This window comes from Kitasatospora sp. HPM-01-4, from assembly GCF_051374625.1.
GTDB lineage: Bacteria > Actinomycetota > Actinomycetes > Streptomycetales > Streptomycetaceae > Kitasatospora.
In genome coordinates, this window is the sequence record NZ_JBPQGP010000005.1 from 6,444,372 (window position 1) to 6,463,100 (window position 18,729).

13 protein-coding genes and 1 tRNA gene are annotated in these 18,729 nt (G+C 70.4%); 4 read left to right on the forward strand and 10 right to left on the reverse strand.

All coding sequences use genetic code 11. The annotated features are described in order from the left end of the window. Positions 1–120: 120 nt before the first annotated feature. Positions 121–1,953, reverse strand: coding sequence for a bifunctional metallophosphatase/5'-nucleotidase (locus ACSMTC_RS28155; protein WP_436562511.1), 1,833 nt, complete (start codon positions 1,951–1,953; stop codon positions 121–123). A gap of 798 nt (positions 1,954–2,751) precedes the next feature. Here ACSMTC_RS28155 and pyk point away from each other — a divergent pair. Continuing rightward, positions 2,752–4,182, forward strand: coding sequence for a pyruvate kinase (gene pyk / locus ACSMTC_RS28160; RefSeq protein ID WP_436562512.1), 1,431 nt, complete (start codon positions 2,752–2,754; stop codon positions 4,180–4,182). 47 nt (positions 4,183–4,229) lie between these two features. Here the strand turns inward: pyk and ACSMTC_RS28165 are convergent, their stop codons facing one another. Both ACSMTC_RS28165 and ACSMTC_RS28170 read right to left on the reverse strand, forming a co-directional pair. Further along, positions 4,230–5,015, reverse strand: coding sequence for a helix-turn-helix domain-containing protein (locus ACSMTC_RS28165; protein WP_436562513.1), 786 nt, complete (start codon positions 5,013–5,015; stop codon positions 4,230–4,232). A gap of 119 nt (positions 5,016–5,134) precedes the next feature. Further along, positions 5,135–5,208 (reverse strand) — tRNA-Leu (locus ACSMTC_RS28170). A gap of 99 nt (positions 5,209–5,307) precedes the next feature. On the opposite strand from ACSMTC_RS28170, the gene ACSMTC_RS28175 reads away from it, so the two are divergent. Then, the gene (locus ACSMTC_RS28175; RefSeq protein WP_436562514.1) at positions 5,308–5,967 is read left to right on the forward strand and encodes an ANTAR domain-containing response regulator; all 660 of its coding nucleotides are present in this window, start codon (positions 5,308–5,310) and stop codon (positions 5,965–5,967) included. A gap of 54 nt (positions 5,968–6,021) precedes the next feature. Here the strand turns inward: ACSMTC_RS28175 and ACSMTC_RS28180 are convergent, their stop codons facing one another. The 6 genes from ACSMTC_RS28180 to ACSMTC_RS28205 form a co-directional block, all read right to left on the reverse strand. Beyond that, positions 6,022–6,738 carry an ABC transporter ATP-binding protein gene (locus tag ACSMTC_RS28180; RefSeq protein WP_436562515.1) on the reverse strand — a complete coding sequence of 239 codons (717 nt, stop codon included), beginning with the start codon at positions 6,736–6,738 and terminating at the stop codon, positions 6,022–6,024. Beyond that, the gene (locus ACSMTC_RS28185) at positions 6,735–7,601 is read right to left on the reverse strand and encodes an ABC transporter ATP-binding protein (RefSeq protein WP_436562516.1); all 867 of its coding nucleotides are present in this window, start codon (positions 7,599–7,601) and stop codon (positions 6,735–6,737) included. Before ACSMTC_RS28185 ends, ACSMTC_RS28180 begins: the two co-directional genes overlap by 4 nt. Before the next feature lie 4 nt (positions 7,602–7,605). Further along, a complete protein-coding gene (locus ACSMTC_RS28190) occupies positions 7,606–9,393 on the reverse strand; it encodes a branched-chain amino acid ABC transporter permease (RefSeq protein ID WP_436562517.1) in 1,788 nt (595 codons plus the stop codon). A gap of 5 nt (positions 9,394–9,398) precedes the next feature. Then, complete coding sequence (locus ACSMTC_RS28195; RefSeq protein WP_436562518.1) at positions 9,399–10,328, reverse strand: branched-chain amino acid ABC transporter permease; 930 nt, start codon at positions 10,326–10,328, stop codon at positions 9,399–9,401. Positions 10,329–10,424: 96 nt separating this feature from the next. Beyond that, positions 10,425–11,654, reverse strand: a complete 1,230-nt coding sequence (locus tag ACSMTC_RS28200) for a branched-chain amino acid ABC transporter substrate-binding protein (protein ID WP_436562519.1) — start codon at positions 11,652–11,654, stop codon at positions 10,425–10,427. A gap of 808 nt (positions 11,655–12,462) precedes the next feature. Next, the gene (locus ACSMTC_RS28205; RefSeq protein ID WP_436562520.1) at positions 12,463–12,915 is read right to left on the reverse strand and encodes a PaaI family thioesterase; all 453 of its coding nucleotides are present in this window, start codon (positions 12,913–12,915) and stop codon (positions 12,463–12,465) included. A 237-nt stretch (positions 12,916–13,152) separates the two neighbouring features. On the opposite strand from ACSMTC_RS28205, the gene polA reads away from it, so the two are divergent. Then, a complete protein-coding gene (polA, locus tag ACSMTC_RS28210; protein ID WP_436564835.1) occupies positions 13,153–15,831 on the forward strand; it encodes a DNA polymerase I in 2,679 nt (892 codons plus the stop codon). 98 nt (positions 15,832–15,929) lie between these two features. Then, positions 15,930–16,586 carry a hypothetical protein gene (locus ACSMTC_RS28215; RefSeq protein WP_436562521.1) on the forward strand — a complete coding sequence of 219 codons (657 nt, stop codon included), beginning with the start codon at positions 15,930–15,932 and terminating at the stop codon, positions 16,584–16,586. Positions 16,587–16,750: 164 nt separating this feature from the next. Here ACSMTC_RS28215 and ACSMTC_RS28220 read toward each other — a convergent pair whose 3' ends face one another. After that, positions 16,751–18,388 carry an MFS transporter gene (locus ACSMTC_RS28220; protein ID WP_436562522.1) on the reverse strand — a complete coding sequence of 546 codons (1,638 nt, stop codon included), beginning with the start codon at positions 18,386–18,388 and terminating at the stop codon, positions 16,751–16,753. Between the last annotated feature and the right edge of the window lie 341 nt (positions 18,389–18,729).

Below are 18,729 nucleotides of genomic sequence, written 5' to 3' on the forward strand. Positions count from 1 at the left end.
CCCAGGCGTTTACCGCAGACGAGATGATCGACCATCAGGCTAACGCGGCACACCGGCCGCCGCCCGGCCCACCCGAAGGCGGCACCGGACGGCGGCCACAGGCGCCGGGGAGCGCGGAACTCAGAACAGCGGGACGCCCGCCCGCACCAGACGCCAGTCGACCGCCGCGAACTGCGCCGGGTCGATGACACCCTTCGCCTTCACCCAGGAGATCATGGTGTTGCGGATCTCGTCCGAACTGGTCCACACCTGCTTGGCCGAGGCGACGTGCGGGAAGTTACCGCCTCCGTTCGCCCGGTAGTTGTTCACCGCCAGCACGAACTGCGCCGCCGGATCGACCGGCTTGCCGTTGTACGACAGGCCCGTGATCCGCGAGCCGACCGGCTTGCTGATGTCGATGTCGTACGAAACGCCGTACACCGAGTCGTAGTTGTAGTCCGGGGTGTCCTGCTGGTTGGTCAGCTTGCCCAGGTCGACCGGGTCGCCGGGAGCCAGCTGGGCGAAGTACTTCGCCGAGAACTCCAGGTAGTCCTTTATCTGGGCACCCGTCAGGATCCGGGCCTCCAGGGTGTTCTCGTAGATGTACAGGCCCGCCGCGTCCCGCAGCTTGACCGTGCCCGCCGGGATGTGCGCGGTCCGGTTGAACGGCGCCGCCTGGGCCAGCACCGGCAGATCCGCGTACGGGGTACCGGCCATCGCCGCCTTCACCGTGTCCGCCTGCACCCGGCCGATCAGGTCGATGATCGGCACATCCTTGAACCGGGCCTCGGCGATCGACAGATCGGCCTTACAGGTGCCGATCACCTGGTTGACGTACGCCACCACCTTCCTGTGCTGGGCACCGATCAGCTTGGCGATCCTCGGGTCCTCCGGAACCGTGTTGGTGTTCAGCACCCGCGAGGCCACCTTGGCGACATGCCACTGGCCCTTGCTGAACTCCACCTCGAAGTCGAAGCAGGACAGCCGCTGCGCCCAGCAGAGCGGCTCGGACAGCACCACCGTCCTGCCGGTCTTCTTGTTGACGACCAGCCGCTGCGCCACCTCCTTGTGGGTGTGGCCCACCAGCACCGCGTCGATCCCCGGCACCGTCTCGGCCATCTCGCCCGAGGCGTCCTCCGGCCAGGGCAGCTGGTCGCCGTAGGTGGTCGGCTCGTCGATGCCCGAGTGGGCCGCGACCACCACCACGTCCGCGCCCGCCGCCTTCATCCGCGGCACGTACTTCGCGGCCATCTCCACGATGCCGGGGAAGACCATCTGCCCGGAGACGTTGGCCTTGTCCCAGACCGCGATACCCGGGTTGGTCAGACCCAGGATGCCCACCTTCAGCGGACGGCCCCGGCCCAGGTACAGCTCCCGGATCACATACGGCGGGAAGGCCGGCTTCTCGTTCTTGGCGTGCAGGGCGTTCGCGCCGAGCAGCGGGAACTCCAGCTGCTCCTCGAAGGCCCGCACGGTCGGGATGCCGTAGTTGAACTCGTGGTTGCCGAGCGCGGCGGCGTCGTAGCCGATCGCGTTCATCGCCTCGGCCATCGGGTGCTTCGGCGGCTTCTTCCCGGTGATCGGCTCGACCCGGGCGTAGTAGTAGGTGAGCTGGGTGCCCTGGATGATGTCACCCGCGTCGATCAGCAGGGTGCGGTGGTGGCCCTTCTGCGCCCGGATCCGGTTGACCAGGGTGGAGATCTTGGCCAGGCCGACGTCGTTGTGTGCCGCGTCGTCGTACTCGGCGTCGGTGAAGTAGTCCCAGTTGAGCACCCGGCCGTGCAGGTCACTGGTGCCCATCACGGTGAAGCTCTCCTTGATCACAGGATGCTTCGCGAGGTCCGCCTCGGCCTGAGGCGCCTCGCTCGCCGCGGCGGCCGGGGCGGCGGCGGCGAGCGGGGCGCCACCGACGAGGGCCGCGCCGGCGGCGGTGGCGGCCGAGCGGGTGACGAAGTCACGACGATTCAGGGGCATGGACGACTCCAGCGGTGGGGCGGACGGACCGTCAACTACGTGATGACGCGCGTAGAGAAACGCGCGTAGAAGTCTGCCGGGTAAACAACCCGCCGAACAGACCTCCGACATGTCCAACAGGTGAGATCTGCATTACTCCCGGGTAGGTGCCCGCTGAACGAGCGCGGTCCGCCATCGTCGTGCGGCAGTCGGGCGAGCCGGTCCCCGTCCGGGGTCAGACCGGTCGCCGTGTGGTCACTCGATACGGTGGTGCTCCCGGTTGGCGGCGGGCCGGCCGGAAAGGCGAACCCGCAGTCGCCCGGGTCGGTGCCGGCCATCGACCGCGATCCGGCGGTCTCCACGGTGCCCTTGAAGCCCTTGGCCTCCAACTCGTCGGTCACCGCCTGTCGTTGAACAAGTCCGGGCCTCTCGGAACCGATTCACCGACGGGCTGTCGCCGTCCGGTCCTTCTTTGGAGTATCGCGAAGGCCACCCCCGCCGGCGGCAAGGCCGCCGGCACGCCCCCGGCGCGTCTCATCGCCAACCCTTCCTCCGGGCACGGCCGTTCCGGAATCCCCCCGGATCCCCGAGTCTCCCGCCGCCGGAGCGCGGCTCGGCCGGACGGTGAACCGGAGCTGAACGGACGCTCATGAACGCGCACCGGCGAGTGCGGGCCCTTTGGCCAACTGCCGTTCGAACAACTGGAAGTCACGAGGCGTCAGAAGATTTCAAGAGTTAACCGAATCGTTTGCCAACCGCCACCCGGCGACGCCCTGGAACGCCGTTGTTACGCACCGGTAATGCCTACGCTCTTGACTCATGCGCCGAGCAAAAATCGTCTGCACCCTCGGGCCCGCCACCGACTCGTACGACCAGATCAAGGCCCTGGTCGAAGCCGGCATGGACATCGCCCGTTTCAACCTCAGCCATGGCACCCAGCTGGAGCACGAAGAGCGCTACCGCCGGGTCCGCAAAGCCTCCGATGAGTCGGGACGCAGCATCGGCGTCCTGGTCGATCTCCAAGGCCCGAAGATCCGGCTGGGCACCTTCGCCGAAGGACCCGTACTCCTTGAACGCGGCGACGAGTTCACCATCTCCGTCGAGGACGGGGTGAGCGGGGACCGCGAGATCTGCGGCACCACCTACAAGGGCCTCGCCGCCGACGTCTCCCGCGGCGAACGCATCCTGGTCGACGACGGCCGGGTCTGCCTGGAGGTCACCCACGTGGACGGCCCGCGCGTCCACTGCATCGTCATCGAAGGCGGCCTGGTCTCCGACCACAAGGGCCTCAACCTGCCCTCGGTCGCCGTCTCGGTGCCCGCGCTCAGCGACAAGGACGTCGCCGACCTGCGCTGGGCCCTGCGGACCGGCGCCGACCTCATCGCCCTCTCCTTCGTCCGCACCGGACGCGACATCGACGACGTCCACCGGATCATGGCCGAGGAAGGCCGCCACCTCCCCGTCATCGCCAAGATCGAGAAACCGCAGGCCGTCGAGAACCTCGACGGCATCGTGGACGCCTTCGACGGCATCATGGTCGCCCGCGGCGACCTGGGCGTCGAGATGCCGCTGGAGCAGGTGCCGATCGTCCAGAAGCGCGCCATCAAACTCGCCAAGCGCAACGCCAAGCCGGTCATCGTCGCCACCCAGATGCTCGACTCGATGATCCACGCCTCCCGGCCCACCCGCGCCGAGGCCTCCGACGTCGCCAACGCGGTCGTCGACGGCACGGACGCCGTGATGCTCTCCGGCGAGACCTCCGTCGGCAAGTACCCCATGGAGACCGTCAAGACCATGGGCCGGATCATCGAGGCCGCCGAGAACGAGATCCTCTCCGCCGGCCTCCCACCGCTCACCGAGAGCAGCAAGCCCCGCACCCAGGGCGGGGCCGTGGCCCGCGCCGCCGCCGAGATCGGCGACTTCCTCGACGCCAAGTACCTCGTCGCCTTCACCCAGAGCGGCGACACCGCCCGCCGGCTCACCCGCTACCGCTCGCCCATCCCCGTCCTCGCCTTCACCTACGAACCGGCCGTCCGCAGCCAACTCGCCCTCACCTGGGGCGTGGAGACCTTCCTCGGCCCCTTCGTCCAGACCACCGACGAGATGGTCGCCCAGGTCGACGCGCAGCTGCTGAGCCTCGGCCGCTGCCAGCGCGGCGACATCGTCGTCATCACCGCCGGCTCACCCCCCGGCCTGGCGGGCTCCACCAACCTGGTGCGGGTGCACCACGTGGGGGAACTCGACAACTGAGAAGGTGAGTCGGCGACGGCGCGGCTCCTGCGGGGGCTGCGCCGTCGTCAGTACTTGGGTCCGATGTGCCTGTCCATCAGTGCGACGGAGGCGCGGCGGGCGATCGAGACGTTGACGGCTCCGGTCGGGCGCCGGACCGCCTTCCAGTGCACTCCGACGGCGTCGAGGGTGTCGGTGAAGATGCGGATGATGTCGGTCGACGTGTTGGTGAAGAAGTAGCGCGGGTACTCGTAGCGCTTGGTCTGGCCACCGACTGTCCTGGTGGTCCAGTTGGTGATCCGGCAGCCGTCGGAGTGGATCAGTCCGCGTAGAAAATCCCAGGGACAGGCATCGGTGATCTCCTGTTGCCATGATTCCAGCGCTATCCGGCGCTCGTGCTTCTTGCCAGGGCCGTGTTGGGGGAAGTAGCAGGTCAGGTGGTTCGAGTAGACCTTGACATCGCGGCAGCCGGTTCGCCGGACCCGGCAGGGCTTGTTGTTGGGGAGGACTTGGCGCATGGCCTGTTCGACGGAGTCGATGATGCCCGGCCAGCGCTCGTCGCAGGTTATCTGGAGACTCATCGTCCTGCGGTATTCGTTGGGCAGGAGGATGTGGCCATCGCCGAGGTAGAGGCCGAGCAGGTAAGCGTAAGCGGGCCGATTGAGCTCGTCGCCGTGGCAGTGCGAGCAGGTGGAGCGCTTGCGGCCGGGGAGCTTGCCGCGTTTGGCGAGATCGTGATGCTTCCACGAGCCGACCGTGCCGGGAGGTACAGCAAGACGCCGTGAGACCTCGCAGTTGCGGGCGCCTCGGTGAAGCAGGAGAACGGCTTCTTCTCGGATGGATCGAACTGCCATGCGGCTGATCCTGCAGTCGATGCATCGACCACGTGGCGAATCCTCATAGGTGCCACTCGAAGGGATGAAGATCACCAACTGTTAGGTTGCCCTAAGTGGCTTTTGAATTGAAGGAAAAGTACCCCGGGTGGGATTCGAACCCACGCTGTCGGCGGTTTGAGCGCCGTGCCTCTCACCACTGGGCTACCGGGGCATCCACAGATTCGAAGGCTGCCCCCGACCCTGCGTGAACTCAAACATACCGTGTCTGGGTAGGCTCGTGCACGCAGTCCCCGCTTGAACAAGGAGCCACGTGAGCACCGCCGACGAGCAGCCCCAGGCGCTTGAGACCGACTCGCCCCAGATCACCCGAATTGTGATCGCCGAGGACGAGGCGCTGATCCGCCTCGATCTCAAGGAGATGCTGGAGGAGGAGGGCTACACCGTCGTCGGCGAGGCCGGGGACGGGGAGACGGCGGTGCGGCTGGTCGAGGAGCTGAGGCCTGATCTGGCGATCCTCGATGTGAAGATGCCGGTCCTGGACGGGCTGTCGGCGGCCGAGCGGATCCACCAGAAGCACCTGGCCCCGGTGCTGATGCTGACCGCGTTCTCGCAGCGCGAGCTGGTCGACCGGGCACGTGACGCGGGCGCGATGGCGTACATCGTGAAGCCGTTCAGCAAGAGTGACCTGGTTCCCGCGATCGAGATGGCGGTGTCCCGGCACACCGAGATGCGGGCGCTGGAGAAGGAGATCGCCGACCTCAGCCAGCGGCTGGAGACCCGCAAGCTGGTGGACCGGGCGAAGAGCGTGCTGCAGACCAAGTTCGGGCTGAACGAGCCGGCCGCCTTCCGCTGGATCCAGAAGACCTCGATGGACCGCCGGATGACCATGGCGGCGGTGGCCGAGGCCGTGATCGAGGAGGGGCAGGCCCAGGACCGCAAGAAGGCCGAGGAGGCCCAGCCCGAGGGCTGATCCGGGTGTGCGCGGGGCCCGGCCGTCGGACGCGGCCGGGCCCTTGGCGTACGGTCAGTCCTCGCCCAGGTACGCCTTGCGGACGGACTCGTCGTGCAGCAGGTCGGCACCCGTACCGGTGAGGACGATACGGCCGGTCTCCATCACATAGCCGTGGTCGGAGAGCGAGAGCGCGGCCTGGGCGTTCTGCTCGACCAGCAGGATGGTGGTCCCGCCGGCCTTGAGCTCGACGATGGTGGCCATGATCTTCTGCATCATCAGCGGGGACAGGCCCATCGAGGGTTCGTCCAGCATCAGCAGCTTGGGGCGGGACATCAGCGCGCGGCCCATCGCGAGCATCTGCTGCTCGCCGCCCGAGAGGGTCCCGGCGGCCTGCCGGCGCCGTTCGCCGAGGATCGGGAAGAGGGTGTAGGCGCGTTCCACGTCCTCGGTGACACCGGCCGGGTCGCGGCGCAGGAAGGCGCCGAGCAGCAGGTTCTCCTCGATGGTCATCCGGGGGAAGATGTGGCGTCCCTCGGGGGAGTGGGCGAGGCCGAGTGAGACGATCCGGTGGGCGGGGACGGCTCGCAGGTCCCGTCCGTCGAAGGTGATCCTGCCGCCGGTCGGGCGCAGCAGGCCGGAGACGGTGCGCAGGGTGGTGGTCTTGCCGGCGCCGTTGGTGCCGATCAGGGTGGTGACCTCGCCCTGGTTGGCGGTGAAGCTGATGCCTTTGACGGCCTCGATCTTTCCGTAGGCGACGCGGAGGTCCTGGACCTCGAGCAGTGCGGTCACTGGTCTGCCTCCGTACGGTCGGTGCCGGTGCCGGTGCCGGTGCCGTTCTCGGTCGCGGGCCCGGTCTCAGTCGCGGTAGTGGGCTCGGTCGCGGGCTCGGTGAGCGGGGTGCCGAGGTAGGCGGTGATGACGCGCTCGTCGTTCTGGACGGTCTCCCGGTCGCCTTCGACGATCTTCTGGCCCTGGACCAGGACGGCGGTGCGGTCGCAGAGGTTGAAGATGAACCGCATGTCGTGCTCGATGACCAGGACCGCGACGCCCCGGTCGCGGATGGCGAAGACCAACTCCTCGGCGGCGCGGGTCTCCTGGGGGTTCATTCCGGCGGTGGGCTCGTCCAGCAGCAGCAGTCCGGGGTCGCTGGCCAGGGCGCGGGCGATCTCCAGTTTTCGCTGCTCGCCGTAGGGGAGGTTGCGGGAGAGGTGGTCGGCCTTGGCGGCGAGGCCGGTGAACTCCAGGAGTTCCATGGCCTTTTCGCGGCTCTCGGCCTCGGCGCGGCGGTAGCCGGGGCCGCGCAGGACGGCGGAGATGAGGCCTTCCCTGGTGCGGGTGTGCCGGCCGACCAGGACGTTCTCCAGCACGGTCATGTTGGCGAACAGCCGGATGTTCTGGAAGGTGCGGGCGATCCCGGCCTGGGTGACCAGGTGCGGTCTGGGCGGCAGGACGGCGCCCCGGAAGGTGACGGTGCCCTCGGTCGGGACGTACAGGCCGGTGAGGCAGTTGAAGAAGGTGGTCTTGCCGGCGCCGTTGGGGCCGATCAGGCCGATGATCTCGCCCTGGCCGACGGTGAGGGAGACGTCGTTGACGGCGGTGAGGCCGCCGAAGCGCATGGTGACGCCGCTGACGTCCAGAAGGGTGTCGGTCATGGCTCTATGCCTCTGCCTTGGTGAGGGCGGCCGTCGCGGAGGCGGCCTGGGCGGGGACGTCGGCCTCGTGGAATTCGAGCTGCCGCCGCCGGTTGGCGATCAGGCCCTCGGGGCGGACCCGCATCAGGACGATCAGCGTGATTCCGAAGGCGAGCAGTTGGTAGTCGGAGAGGAACTCCAGCTTCTTCGGGATGAGGAAGAGCAGGGTGGCGCCGACCAGGGGGCCGCTGATGGTGCCCATGCCGCCGAGGATGACGGCGGCGAGCAGGAAGGCGGAGTTGGGTGGGAGGGCGTCGGCGAAGGTGTACTGGTCGGGGGTGACGGTGTAGCTGACGTGGGCCTGGACGGTTCCGGCGAGTCCGGCGAGGCAGGCGCCGAGGGCGAAGGCGAGCAGTTTGAGCCGGAAGCCGTTGATGCCCATGGCCTCGGCGGCGGTCTCGTCCTCGCGGATGGCGATCCAGGCGCGGCCGATCCGGGAGTTGCCGACCCGGGCGAAGACCAGTACGACGAAGGCGGTGACCAGCAGCATCAGCAGGTAGTAGTTGGAGAAGCGGCCGAGTTCGATGCCGCCGATGTCGTGTCGGGTGCCGAAGTCGAAGCCGAGGATGTTCAGGTCGGGGATGCGCGGGATGCCGTTGGAGCCGTTGGTGAGGGAGGGGCCGGTGGTGCCGTTGAGGTTGTTCATGGTGATGCGGAAGATCTCGCCGAAGCCCAGGGTGACGATGGCGAGGTAGTCGCCGCGCAGGCGCAGGGTGGGGGCGCCGATCACCACGCCGAACACGATGGACACCGCCGCTCCGGTCAGCATGGCTGCCCAGAAGGGGAGTTGGACGTGGATGGGGGAGGCGGGCGAGCCGGAGACCAGGGCGGCGGCGTAGGCGCCGACGCCGAGGAAGGCGACGTAGCCGAGGTCGAGGAGTCCGGCGAGGCCGACGACGATGTTGAGGCCGAGGGCGACGGTGGCGAAGATCAGGATGTTGGTGGCGACCGAGGTGTACTGGTCGCTGGTCTGGGTGAAGGGGAAGCCGGCGGCTGCGGCGAAGGCGGCGCCGGTGGTGACCGGGCGGTGTTTGACGGTGAGCGCGCGCAGCCGGGTGATCAGGCCGGACCTGGTGAGTGCGGCGACGGTGAAGCCGGCGAGCAGCAGGTAGCCGGTGAAGAGTTCGCCGTAGTCGGTGTCGACGCCGTAGGTGATCGCGACCAGGCCGGCGGCGAAGGCGGCGATGATGAGCAGTACCTCGGCCCAGGAGGGGAGTTCGCGGGCGGCGGGGAGCGGCCGGTCGGCCTTGGCGAGGCGCAGCCCGAGGTGGCGGGTGATGCCCTGGCCGGTGCCGCGCGGGTGGCGGTCCAGGGGGAGGGCGAGGGCGCCGAGCAGGGCGAGCAGGGCGGTGGCGCCGGCGATCCAGCCGCCGGGTTCGAGGTTGGCGAGGCCGCCGAGTTCGGCGGAGATGGCGATCAGGGTCAACCAGGTGGTGGCGGCGGTGCCGAGGGCGGCGTGGAGGACGCCGTTGTTGCTTCCGCTGGGGCTCAGCCAGCGCAGTCCGGGCAGGCGGAGGGGGCCGGCGAGGGTGAGCAGGAGGGTGGCCACTCCTCCGGTGAGGGTGAGCCACTGGAGGCCGCCGGGGTATCCGGTGACGGTGAGGTCGCCGGGGAAGGCTGAGGTCCAGGTCCAGGAGAGGAAGGCGGAGGCGGTGGCGCCGGCGGATCCGGCCAGGGTGAGGACGCGGGCGCCGCCCCCGGGTATCGGGATGACGGGTGTGGTCTCGGTGCTGCCGGTCGGGGTGCTGCTCATGGTGGTCACGCCCTGTCCGCGACGCGCTCGCCGAGCAGCCCCTGGGGCCGGACGAGCAGCACGACGATGAGGAGTACGAAGGCCCAGACGTCCTTCCAGGCACCGCCGCCGAACAGGTGCATACCGGGCAGGTGCTGGATGTAGGCGGTGGCGAGGCCTTCGGCGAGGCCGAGGACGAGGCCGCCGACCATGGCGCCGTAGATGTTGCCGATGCCGCCGAGGACGGCGGCGGTGAAGGCCTTGAGGCCGAGGATGAAGCCCATCCGGAAGTCGACCTGGCCGGTGCGCAGTCCGTAGGCGACGGCGGCGACGGCGGCGAAGGCGGCGCCGATGGCGAAGGCCATGACGATGATCCGGTCGGTGTCGATGCCCATCAGCTTGGCGGTGTCCGGGTCCTGGCTGGTGGCCTGCATGGCGCGGCCGGAGCGGGTGCGGGTGACGAACCAGCCGAGGATCAGCATGCAGACGGGGGCGGCGGCGAGCAGGAAGAGGTCGCTGCGCTGGATGGTCATGCCGAGGAACTGGAAGGGGTCGCCGGGGATCCTGGGGAAGACCCGGGCCTTCTTGGCGTTGGGGTAGAAGGAGAAGACGAGTTGCTGGAGGACGATGGAGAGGCCGATGGCGGTGATCAGCGGGGCGAGCCTGGGGGCGCCGCGCAGCGGTCGGTAGGCGAATCGCTCCGCGCCGACGGCGACCAGGGTGGAGACGAGGATCCCGGCGAGGAGCATGAGCGGGATGGCGAGCCACAGGGTGGTGCCGCCGGGCAGGGCGAGGTAGGCGGTGAGGGCGCCGAAGCCGCCGACCATGAAGATCTCGCCGTGGGCGAAGTTGATGAGCTGGACGATGCCGTAGACCATCGTGTAGCCGATCGCGATGAGTCCGTAGAGGGCTCCGAGGATCAGGCCGTTGGCCAGCTGCTGCGGTAGTTCGTGCACCGCTCGGCCTCCGTTGTGCGGGGTACGCGGGGTGGGTGTGGGCGCGCGGGGGCGGATCGGCGCCCCCGCGACGGTGATGCGCTGCCTGGTTCTCGGTCAGTCGGTGAAGGTGCCGGAGGCCTCGACCGCCCACTTGCCGCCGTCGACCTTGTAGACGGTGAGCTGCTTGTTGGTGGTGTCGCCGTACTGGTCGAAGGAGACCTTGCCGGTGACCCCGTTGAAGCTGACCTTCTGGACGGCGTCGACGACCTTGGCGCGGGCGTCGGAGGGCAGTTTGCCGTTGTTGGCGGCGACCACGGCCTTGACGCCCTGGATGATGGCCCAGGCACTGTCGTAGGAGTAGCCGCCGTAGGTCTCGTACGGGTCCTTGTAGCCGGCGGCGGCGTAGTCGGAGATGAACTTGGCGGCGGAGGGCAGTTTGGTGACCGAGAGGCCGACGGCGGTGGCGAGGTCGCCCTGGCTCTTGGGGTTGAGTTTGATGAACTCGTCGCTCTGCATGCCGTCGCCGCCCATCAGCGGGATGGCGACGCCGGCGTTCTTGAGCTGGAGCGAGAGCGGGCCGGCGGCGGGGTACTCGCCGCCGTAGTAGACGGCGTCGGCGCCGGAGCTCTTGACCTTGGTGACGATGGCGCTGAAGTCGCGGTCGTCGGGGTTGATGTGCTCCTCGCCGACGATGGTGCCGCCGAGCTTGGTGAACTCGCCCTTGAACGTGGCGGCGAGGCCCGCACCGTAGGTCTTCTGGTCGTCGATCAGGAAGACCTTGGTCTTCTTGGCGTTGTTGTACAGGTAGCGGGCGGCGAACGGGCCTTGGACGGCGTCGGTGGTGGCGGTGCGGAAGTAGGTCTTGAACGGGCGGACCTTGGTGCCGCTGGCCCACTTCTCGCCCTGGCTGAGGGCGACGCCGGTGTTGGCGGGGGAGATCTCGACCAGGTTGGCGTCGTTGAAGATCTGCTGCATGGACTGCGCCACACTGGAGTTGAGCGGTCCGACGACGCCGAGGACCTTGCTGTCGGCGACCAGCTGGGTGGCGTTCTGCTGGCCTGGGGCGGGTTTGGCGGTGTCGTCCAGGGCCTCGATCTCGAACTTGACGCCGGGGACTTCGTTGGTGCTGTTGGCGGTCTTGACCGCGAGGTCGACGGAGTTCTTGATGCCGAGGCCGAGGGCGGAGAGGTCGCCGGTGAGCGGGGCGTCGACACCGATGACGACGGTGGTGCTCTGGCCGCCGGCGGAGCTGCCGCCGGTGTCGTGGTTGCGGGAGCCGCAGGCCGATACGGTGAGCGCTCCCGCAACTGCGATGCCCACGACAAGCATTGAACGATGACGCACGAGGGTTCCCTTTCAGCGGAGGGCACCCGCCCGAACGTGCGGCGGGGCGCCAGGGCGTGCACTGAGGCCAGGCCCGGTCTGTCGGCGCGGTGACTGGGCGTGACTCTAGAGTGCGTTCGACAACTCGGGCAGGGGGCCGGACAGGCTGTGATTCTCTTGTTATAGGAATCCGCCCGGGTGCTCTCGCAATTCGGTCCGCCTTGCTCGACGGGATAGCGCTGGTCGGGGCACGGGGTGCGGCCGGTTTTGCGGCCGATGGCCCAACGTCCGTTTGCCGACAGGGGAGTTCGTAATGCGAACGTCCGCGTCCGGTTTGCCGTGGTCGGTCGGTCGTGTCCGGTCAGCGGAGCGCGGGCGAGGTCGACGACGCATCGCCGGGGTGTTCGCGGCAGGGGGCGCGCCCGGAAAACCGCTGGAAAGTGCGGATTTCACATTCATTACGCAGCGTTACGTCGAGAGTGCCCGTCCGGTATGACGTGCTGAGCCGACCAACCGTCAATCACGTTGAACGGCCTGGTGGAAGCCCCCTTGCCGCCCTCGGCCCGGGCGCAGGCTGCCCGGCTGGTACGCGGTTCAAACGGAGGGGAGGCCGGGGGAGCAGTGGGACGGGAGTGGTCCACGGGGCTTGGCGGACCGGCGAGTTGGGGACGCGATGGTCGCTCTCGGGTGCCGGTGGTCGTCGCACTCCGCTTCGGCGGGGAGGTCTCTTCGCCTCCACCCGCCGCGCTTCCCGTCGCGCCGGGGTCCGGTGCGCCGCCCGCCCCGGGGCCGAAGCCGCCGCTTCGCCCCGAGGCCGGCCGGGGGTCTCTCAGAGGTCCCTGAGCATGCAGGTGAGCCGGCAGCTGGTGATCCGCTTGCCGGTGTCGTCGGTGATCGCGATCTCGTACGTCGCCGCGGTGCGGCCCTTGAAGACCGCCGTGGCCACGCCGGTCACCAGGCCCGAGGTGGCCGAGCGGTGGTGGGTCGCGTTGAGGTCGACGCCGACCGCGTAGCGGCCGGGGCCGGCGTGCAGCATGGCGCCGATCGAGCCGAGCGTCTCGGCCAGCGCCGCGGAGGCGCCGCCGTGCAGCAGTCCGTACGGCTGCTGGTTGCCCTCGACCGGCATGGTGCCGACCACCCGGTCCCCGGAGGCCTCCACGATCCGGATGCCGAGCCGGTCGCCGAGGAGGCCGCCGGAGAAGGTGGACGCGTCGACGCCCAGTTTCGCGAAGTGGTCGAGGACGTCCTGCGGGACTTTCAGTACCGGTGCCGCGTCGGTCATGGTGCTCCTGCCGTTCGGGGTTCACATCGTCGTGCGCCGTGGGCGTGCCGACTGTGATCGTACGACCGCCCGCCCGCGGGGGAGCGGCCGCCGGTGCGCGCGCTCGCGGGCGTTGTCGGCGGCGGGCCATAGGATCGGTGGCGAGAAGTGGAATCGGCAGGAACGGACGTTGACGTGGCTACGCAGAGTGCAGACAAGGGTGCGGCCGGTGGCGCTGCGGGGCCCCGCCCCCGGCTGATGCTGCTCGACGGGCATTCGATGGCGTACCGGGCGTGGTTCGCCCTGCCCGTGGAGAACTTCAGCACCTCCACCGGTCAGTCCACCAACGCGGTGTACGGCTTCGCCTCGATGCTCGCCAACACCGTGCGGGACGAGCAGCCGACCCACCTCGCGGTCGCCTTCGACGTCTCCCGGAAGACCTTCCGCTCCGAGGAGTTCCCCGACTACAAGGCCAACCGGGCCAAGACGCCGGACGAGTTCAAGAGCCAGATCGGCCTGATCCACGAACTGCTCGACTCCATGAAGATCTCCCGGCTGTCCGTGGAGGGCTTCGAGGCGGACGACATCATCGCCACCCTGGCCACCGCCGCCGCGGCCGAGGGCTTCGAGGTGCTGATCGTCACCGGCGACCGCGACTCGCTCCAGCTGGTCGGCGAGCACGTCACCGTGCTCTACCCGACCAAGGGCGTCTCCGAGCTCACCCGCTACACCCCGGAGAAGGTGGCGGAGAAGTACGGCGTCCAGCCCAACCAGTACCCGGACCTGGCCGCGCTGCGCGGCGACCCGTCCGACAACCTGCCCGGCATCCCCGGTGTCGGCGAGAAGACCGCCGCGAAGTGGGTCAACCAGTTCGGATCCTTCGACGAGTTGGTCGCCCGCGCCGACGAGGTCAAGGGCAAGATCGGCGAGAAGCTGCGCGAGCACCTCGACTCGGTCAAGCGCAACCGGGTCCTCACCGAGCTGGTCCGGGACGTCGAACTTCCGCTCGGCGTCACGGACTTGCTGCGTACGCCGTTCGACAAGGCGGCGGTCGGCCAGATCCTGGAGGCGCTGGAGTTCCGCAACCCCAACTTCCGCGACCGCGTCTACGGCGTCGACCCGGGCGGTGTCGAGGAGACCGCCGAGCTCGCCGCGGCCCCCTCCGTCGCCGTCGAGGGCGAACTGCTCACCGAGCCGGGCGCCCTGGCCGCCTGGCTGGAGGCGCACGACCAGGGCCTGATCGCCGTCGCCGCCGTCTACGAGTGGGCGCTTGGCACCGGCAGCGTCCAGGAGATCGCGCTGTCCGCAGGAGAGGACTCCGCCTGGTTCGACCCGGCCGGGCTCGCCGAGGCCGACGAGCGCGCCTTCGCCGCCTGGCTCGCCGACGCCGCCCGCCCCAAGGCCCTGCACATCGCCAAGCAGGTGATGCGGGCCTTCGCCGAGCAGGGCTGGCAGATCGCCGGGGTGGCCGCCGACACCGCACTCGCCGCCTACCTCGACAAGCCGGGCCGCCGCACCTTCACCCTCGACGTGCTCGCCGAGGAGTACCTGGCCCGCTCGCTCGCGCCCGCCGCCGCCGCGGAGAGCGGCCAGCTCTCCTTCGACACCCCCGAGCACGACCCCACCGCCGGCGCCCAGGCCCTGATGACCCAGGCGCGAGCCGTGCTGGACCTCGCGGCGTACTTCGACACCAGGCTCGCCCAGGTCGGCGCCGACAAGCTGATGCACGAGATGGAGCTGCCCATCGCCGAGCTGCTGGCCCGGATGGAGCGCACCGGTATCGCCGCCGACCGCGCGTGGCTGACCACCATCGAGTCCCAGTTCGCCGCCGAGATCCAGCGCTGCGTGGAGGAGGCGCACGCCGCCGCGGGGCACCCGTTCAACCTCGGTTCGCCCAAGCAGCTCCAGGAGATCCTCTTCGGCGAGCTGGGCCTGCCCAAGACCAAGAAGATCAAGACCGGTTACACCACCGACGCCGACGCGCTGACCTGGCTCGCCACCCAGACCACCAACGAGCTGCCGGTCATCCTGCTCCGCCACCGCGACCAGGCCAAGCTGCGCACCACGGTCGAGGGCCTGCTCAAGACGGTCTCCCCGCAGGGCCGGATCCACACCACCTTCAACCAGATGGTCGCCGCCACCGGCCGCCTCTCCTCGCAGGACCCGAACCTGCAGAACATCCCGGTCCGCACCGAGGAGGGCCGGATGATCCGCCGCGCCTTCGTGGTCGGCGAGGGCTACGAGGCGCTGCTGACCGCCGACTACTCGCAGATCGAGCTGCGCATCATGGCCCACCTCTCCGAGGACGAGGCCCTGCTCGAGGCCTTCGCCAGCGGCGAGGACCTGCACACCACGGTCGCCTCCCAGGTCTTCGAGGTCGCCCCCGACGCGGTCGACGCCGAGATGCGCCGCAAGATCAAGGCGATGTCCTACGGGCTGGCGTACGGGCTGTCCGCGTACGGGCTGTCCCAGCAGCTCGGCATCAAGCCCGCCGAGGCGCAGGGCCTGATGGACACCTACTTCGAGCGCTTCGGCGGTGTCCGCGACTACCTGCGCCGGGTGGTCGAGGAGGCCCGCGCCACCGGCTACACCGAGACCCTGCTCGGCCGCCGCCGCTACCTGCCCGACCTCACCAGCGACAACCGCCAGCGCCGCGAGATGGCCGAGCGGATGGCCCTCAACGCCCCGATCCAGGGTTCGGCGGCCGACATCGTCAAGATCGCGATGCTCCGGGTCGACGAGCAGCTGCGCCAGGCCGGGCTGCGCTCCCGGATGCTGCTCCAGGTGCACGACGAGATCGTGCTCGAGCTCGCCCCCGGCGAGCGCGAGCAGGTCGAGAGGATCGTCCGCGAGCAGATGGCGGGGGCGTACCCGCTGCGCGCCCCGCTCGACGTCTCGGTCGGCATCGGTGCCAACTGGGAGACGGCGGCGCACTGATCCCCGGTCGGTGGCGGGCGGTCGGCGGCGGCCGCCCACCACCGACGGTCCGTCAGTCCCCCTTGCACGGTGGTTCCGGGACGGGGACGCTGGGGGGTATGGGTGCTGACAGCATGCTGGAGCGCGGCCCCCATCGGACCGCCCTGATCTTCCGCAGCGGCGGGGGTACGCGCGGCTTCGCGCGCCGCCAGGTGCTGCGCAGCGGTGGGCCGGCGCTGCTGAGTCTGCTGCTGGTGGTACCGGCCGTGGTGCCGGTGGTGGCGGTGCTGCTGACGCTGGGGGCGGGCCGGGCGTCGGCGCTGTCGATCGCCGCCGTGCTGGCGGCCGCCGGGGTGGCGGTGGTCTGGGTGCGCACCGCGAGGGAGGCGCTGGGGCAGATCCGCCGGGTGGAGTTCGTCCCCGCCGAGGCCCCCACCGCCCTGCGGTTCGTGCGGGCGGGCGAGCCCGGCGGCTGGCTGCCGATCGCCGAGCTGGAGAAGATCGTGCTGGTCCAGTGGACCGTCCGGCCGTACCCGGGTGACCGGCGGCCGGAGGGCGGCTTCTTCACCGTCCGGCTGGCCATGCGGTACGGCGTGGAGAACCCGCACCTGGTCCGGCACCGGCCGGACTCGCGCCGCCTGGCGAGGGCACTGAGGGGTCTGCTCGCCGGAAGCGGTGTCCCGGTGGAGCTGGAGACCCGGCAGGTGGTTCGCCGGCGGCCGCGGCCGGGCGGTTGGGCCGGCGGTGGCTCGGCCTCGGCGAATTCGGCCGGCTGACCCCGTCGGGCGGCCAGGGCCGGTCCGGGCCTCGTTGGCTGCCAGGCTTCGACGAAAGCATGTCTGACTGCTCGTCGGATCTTCGCTGTGTGAGACGGCTCCGGTATCGCCCCTGCCGCCCGCAGTGACCGGACCGGGCTGATCCGGCAAGGCTGCCGCGCGGGTCAGCACGCGCCGCCCCTGGGCCAGGTGTAGCCGGTGTCGATCCGGTAGGTTCCGGGGGCCGGCGCCTCCAGGCGGGTCCAGTCCCCCTCCCGGGCGAGGCAGGCACCGCTCGGACCGTGTACGGAGAGCCAGGGCGACCAGGCGATCCTGACGGTCACCGGTCCGGGCGCGGAGACCGTGAGCACGACCCGGTCGGCGTCGGCCCGCTCGACGGTCGCGTTCGGTTCGGCGAGCGGGCGGGCGTCGGTGACGCGGTAGAGCCGCCAGTCCCGGTCGTGCCACACCTCCGTCAGCCCGGCCGGGGCGTTGCCGCGGATCACCGCCGCCTCGGCCTTCCCGCCCTCGTCCAGCGCGCCCTCGGGCAGGGCGACGTACTGCACGGCCCAGTGCCGCAGCCAGTCGTGGTAGCCCGCGGCGGTGAGTGTGCCGTCGTAGAAGAGCGGGTTGCGCTCCACGTCCACCTGGCGGTTCCAGCCCCGGGCCAGTTCGACCGGGCCGGCCAGCGCCCAGGACTCCCAGTGGTTGACCATCGGGACCGCTTCCAGCCGGCCTCGGTCGGCGTGCAGCCGGTGCAGTTCGGCCACCAGCCCGGCGGCCTGCCCGGGCGGCGTCGGCGCGGGCAGGCCCACGATGTTCCCGCAGACCGTCCAGTAGCCGGTCACCGCGAACGCCACCACCGGGGCCAGCCTCCGCAGCCGGGACCCGGCCGGAGCGGCACACAGTGCGGCAAGGGCCACCACGCTGCCGAAGAGCAGCCCGAGCCGCTGCACATTGGCGCCGATCGGGGTGTCGAACATCCAGGTCAGGACGGTTCCGAGGGCGTAGACGGCGGCGCCGGCCCGGACCGTCCGCCAGGACCTCGGGCTGACCAGCAGCACCGCCGCGGTACAGAGGACGGTGGCCGCGACGGTGGGCAGTGCGATCGGATCGACCCCCGAGAACGGGAACAGCAGCGTCGTCGCCAGCACCACCAGCGGCGGCGGCACGGCCAGCGCCCAGCCGGTCCGGTACCGCCCGGTGAGCAGCAGTGCGGCCGCCGCGACGGCCACGAACAGGCCCGCCACCGGACTGGCGGCGGTGGCGAGCAGGGCGAGGACGGCCGCACCCGCCGTCCGGCGCCACCCGGCGGTGCGCTCCGGACCGGCCGCCACCAGCGCGGCCAGGCCGAACGCGGTGCCGAGCGCGAAGGTCACCCGGCCGGCCGCCACATTCGCGGACAGCGCGAAGGCCCCCCACAGCGCCACCGGCAGCGGCCGCCGGATCCGCGAGCGCAGCACCAGCCGGGCCAGCAGGACGGCGGAGCCGGTGGCGGCGGCCACGGCGACCGTGCGCACCCCGAACAGCGCCATCAGGCCGGGCGCCAGCAGGCTGTAGGAGGCGGGGTGCATACCGCCGTACCAGGCCAGGTCGTACGCCGAACCCGGGTGCCGCGCCGCGAAGTCCGCCCACGCCCACTGCGCGGCGAGGTCCCCGCTGACCGAGGCCAGGCAGCGGGCCCACAGCAGGCACAGCAGCAGTGCGAAGGCGCCGGCGGCCCAGACCGGACCGTCCGTACGGAACCGAACCGGCGCTGAGGGAGCCGGGGCGGTCGGCGCGGGGGCGGTCATGGGCGGGTACGCGGATTGCAGGGTGGTCACTGCGCTTGGATCTCCGGTCGTCGAAGGGGGCCGGACCGCCGGGCCGTCTGCGGTGACCGGCATGGCCAGGGGGCCCGGCCGGTGTCGCAGGGCCGGACGCCGTCCCGCCGGTCGCTTACGTGGTCAACCTGTCACCGTGGGGCGGGAGTTGGCGGTCGGAAGGCCGCACATCCCGGAGGTCGGGGCAACGGTGCCGTCGGCACGGTCGCGGGCCGCTCGCGCGGTTCCCCGCGTGCCTTGGACGGAGCGCGTCCGGATCCCCGGATCCGCCGCGGAGGTGCGGGCACGGCCGCGGCTTCGCGTGCCCGGGGGCTCGGGCCCGGGGGCGCGGCGGGTGGCCG

Bases quoted from the DNA above. Each gene is read 5' to 3' on its own strand.
- ACSMTC_RS28185 (WP_436562516.1), bottom strand. From the start codon at position 7,601: ATGACCGACACCCTTCTGGACGTCAGCGGCGTCACCATGCGCTTCGGC.
- ACSMTC_RS28165 (WP_436562513.1), bottom strand. From the start codon at position 5,015: ATGGCAGTTCGATCCATCCGAGAAGAAGCCGTTCTCCTGCTTCACCGA.
- ACSMTC_RS28215 (WP_436562521.1), top strand. From the start codon at position 15,930: ATGGGTGCTGACAGCATGCTGGAGCGCGGCCCCCATCGGACCGCCCTG.
- polA (WP_436564835.1), top strand. From the start codon at position 13,153: ATGCTGCTCGACGGGCATTCGATGGCGTACCGGGCGTGGTTCGCCCTG.
- pyk (WP_436562512.1), top strand. From the start codon at position 2,752: ATGCGCCGAGCAAAAATCGTCTGCACCCTCGGGCCCGCCACCGACTCG.
- ACSMTC_RS28190 (WP_436562517.1), bottom strand. From the start codon at position 9,393: ATGAGCAGCACCCCGACCGGCAGCACCGAGACCACACCCGTCATCCCG.
- ACSMTC_RS28155 (WP_436562511.1), bottom strand. From the start codon at position 1,953: ATGCCCCTGAATCGTCGTGACTTCGTCACCCGCTCGGCCGCCACCGCC.
- ACSMTC_RS28205 (WP_436562520.1), bottom strand. From the start codon at position 12,915: ATGACCGACGCGGCACCGGTACTGAAAGTCCCGCAGGACGTCCTCGAC.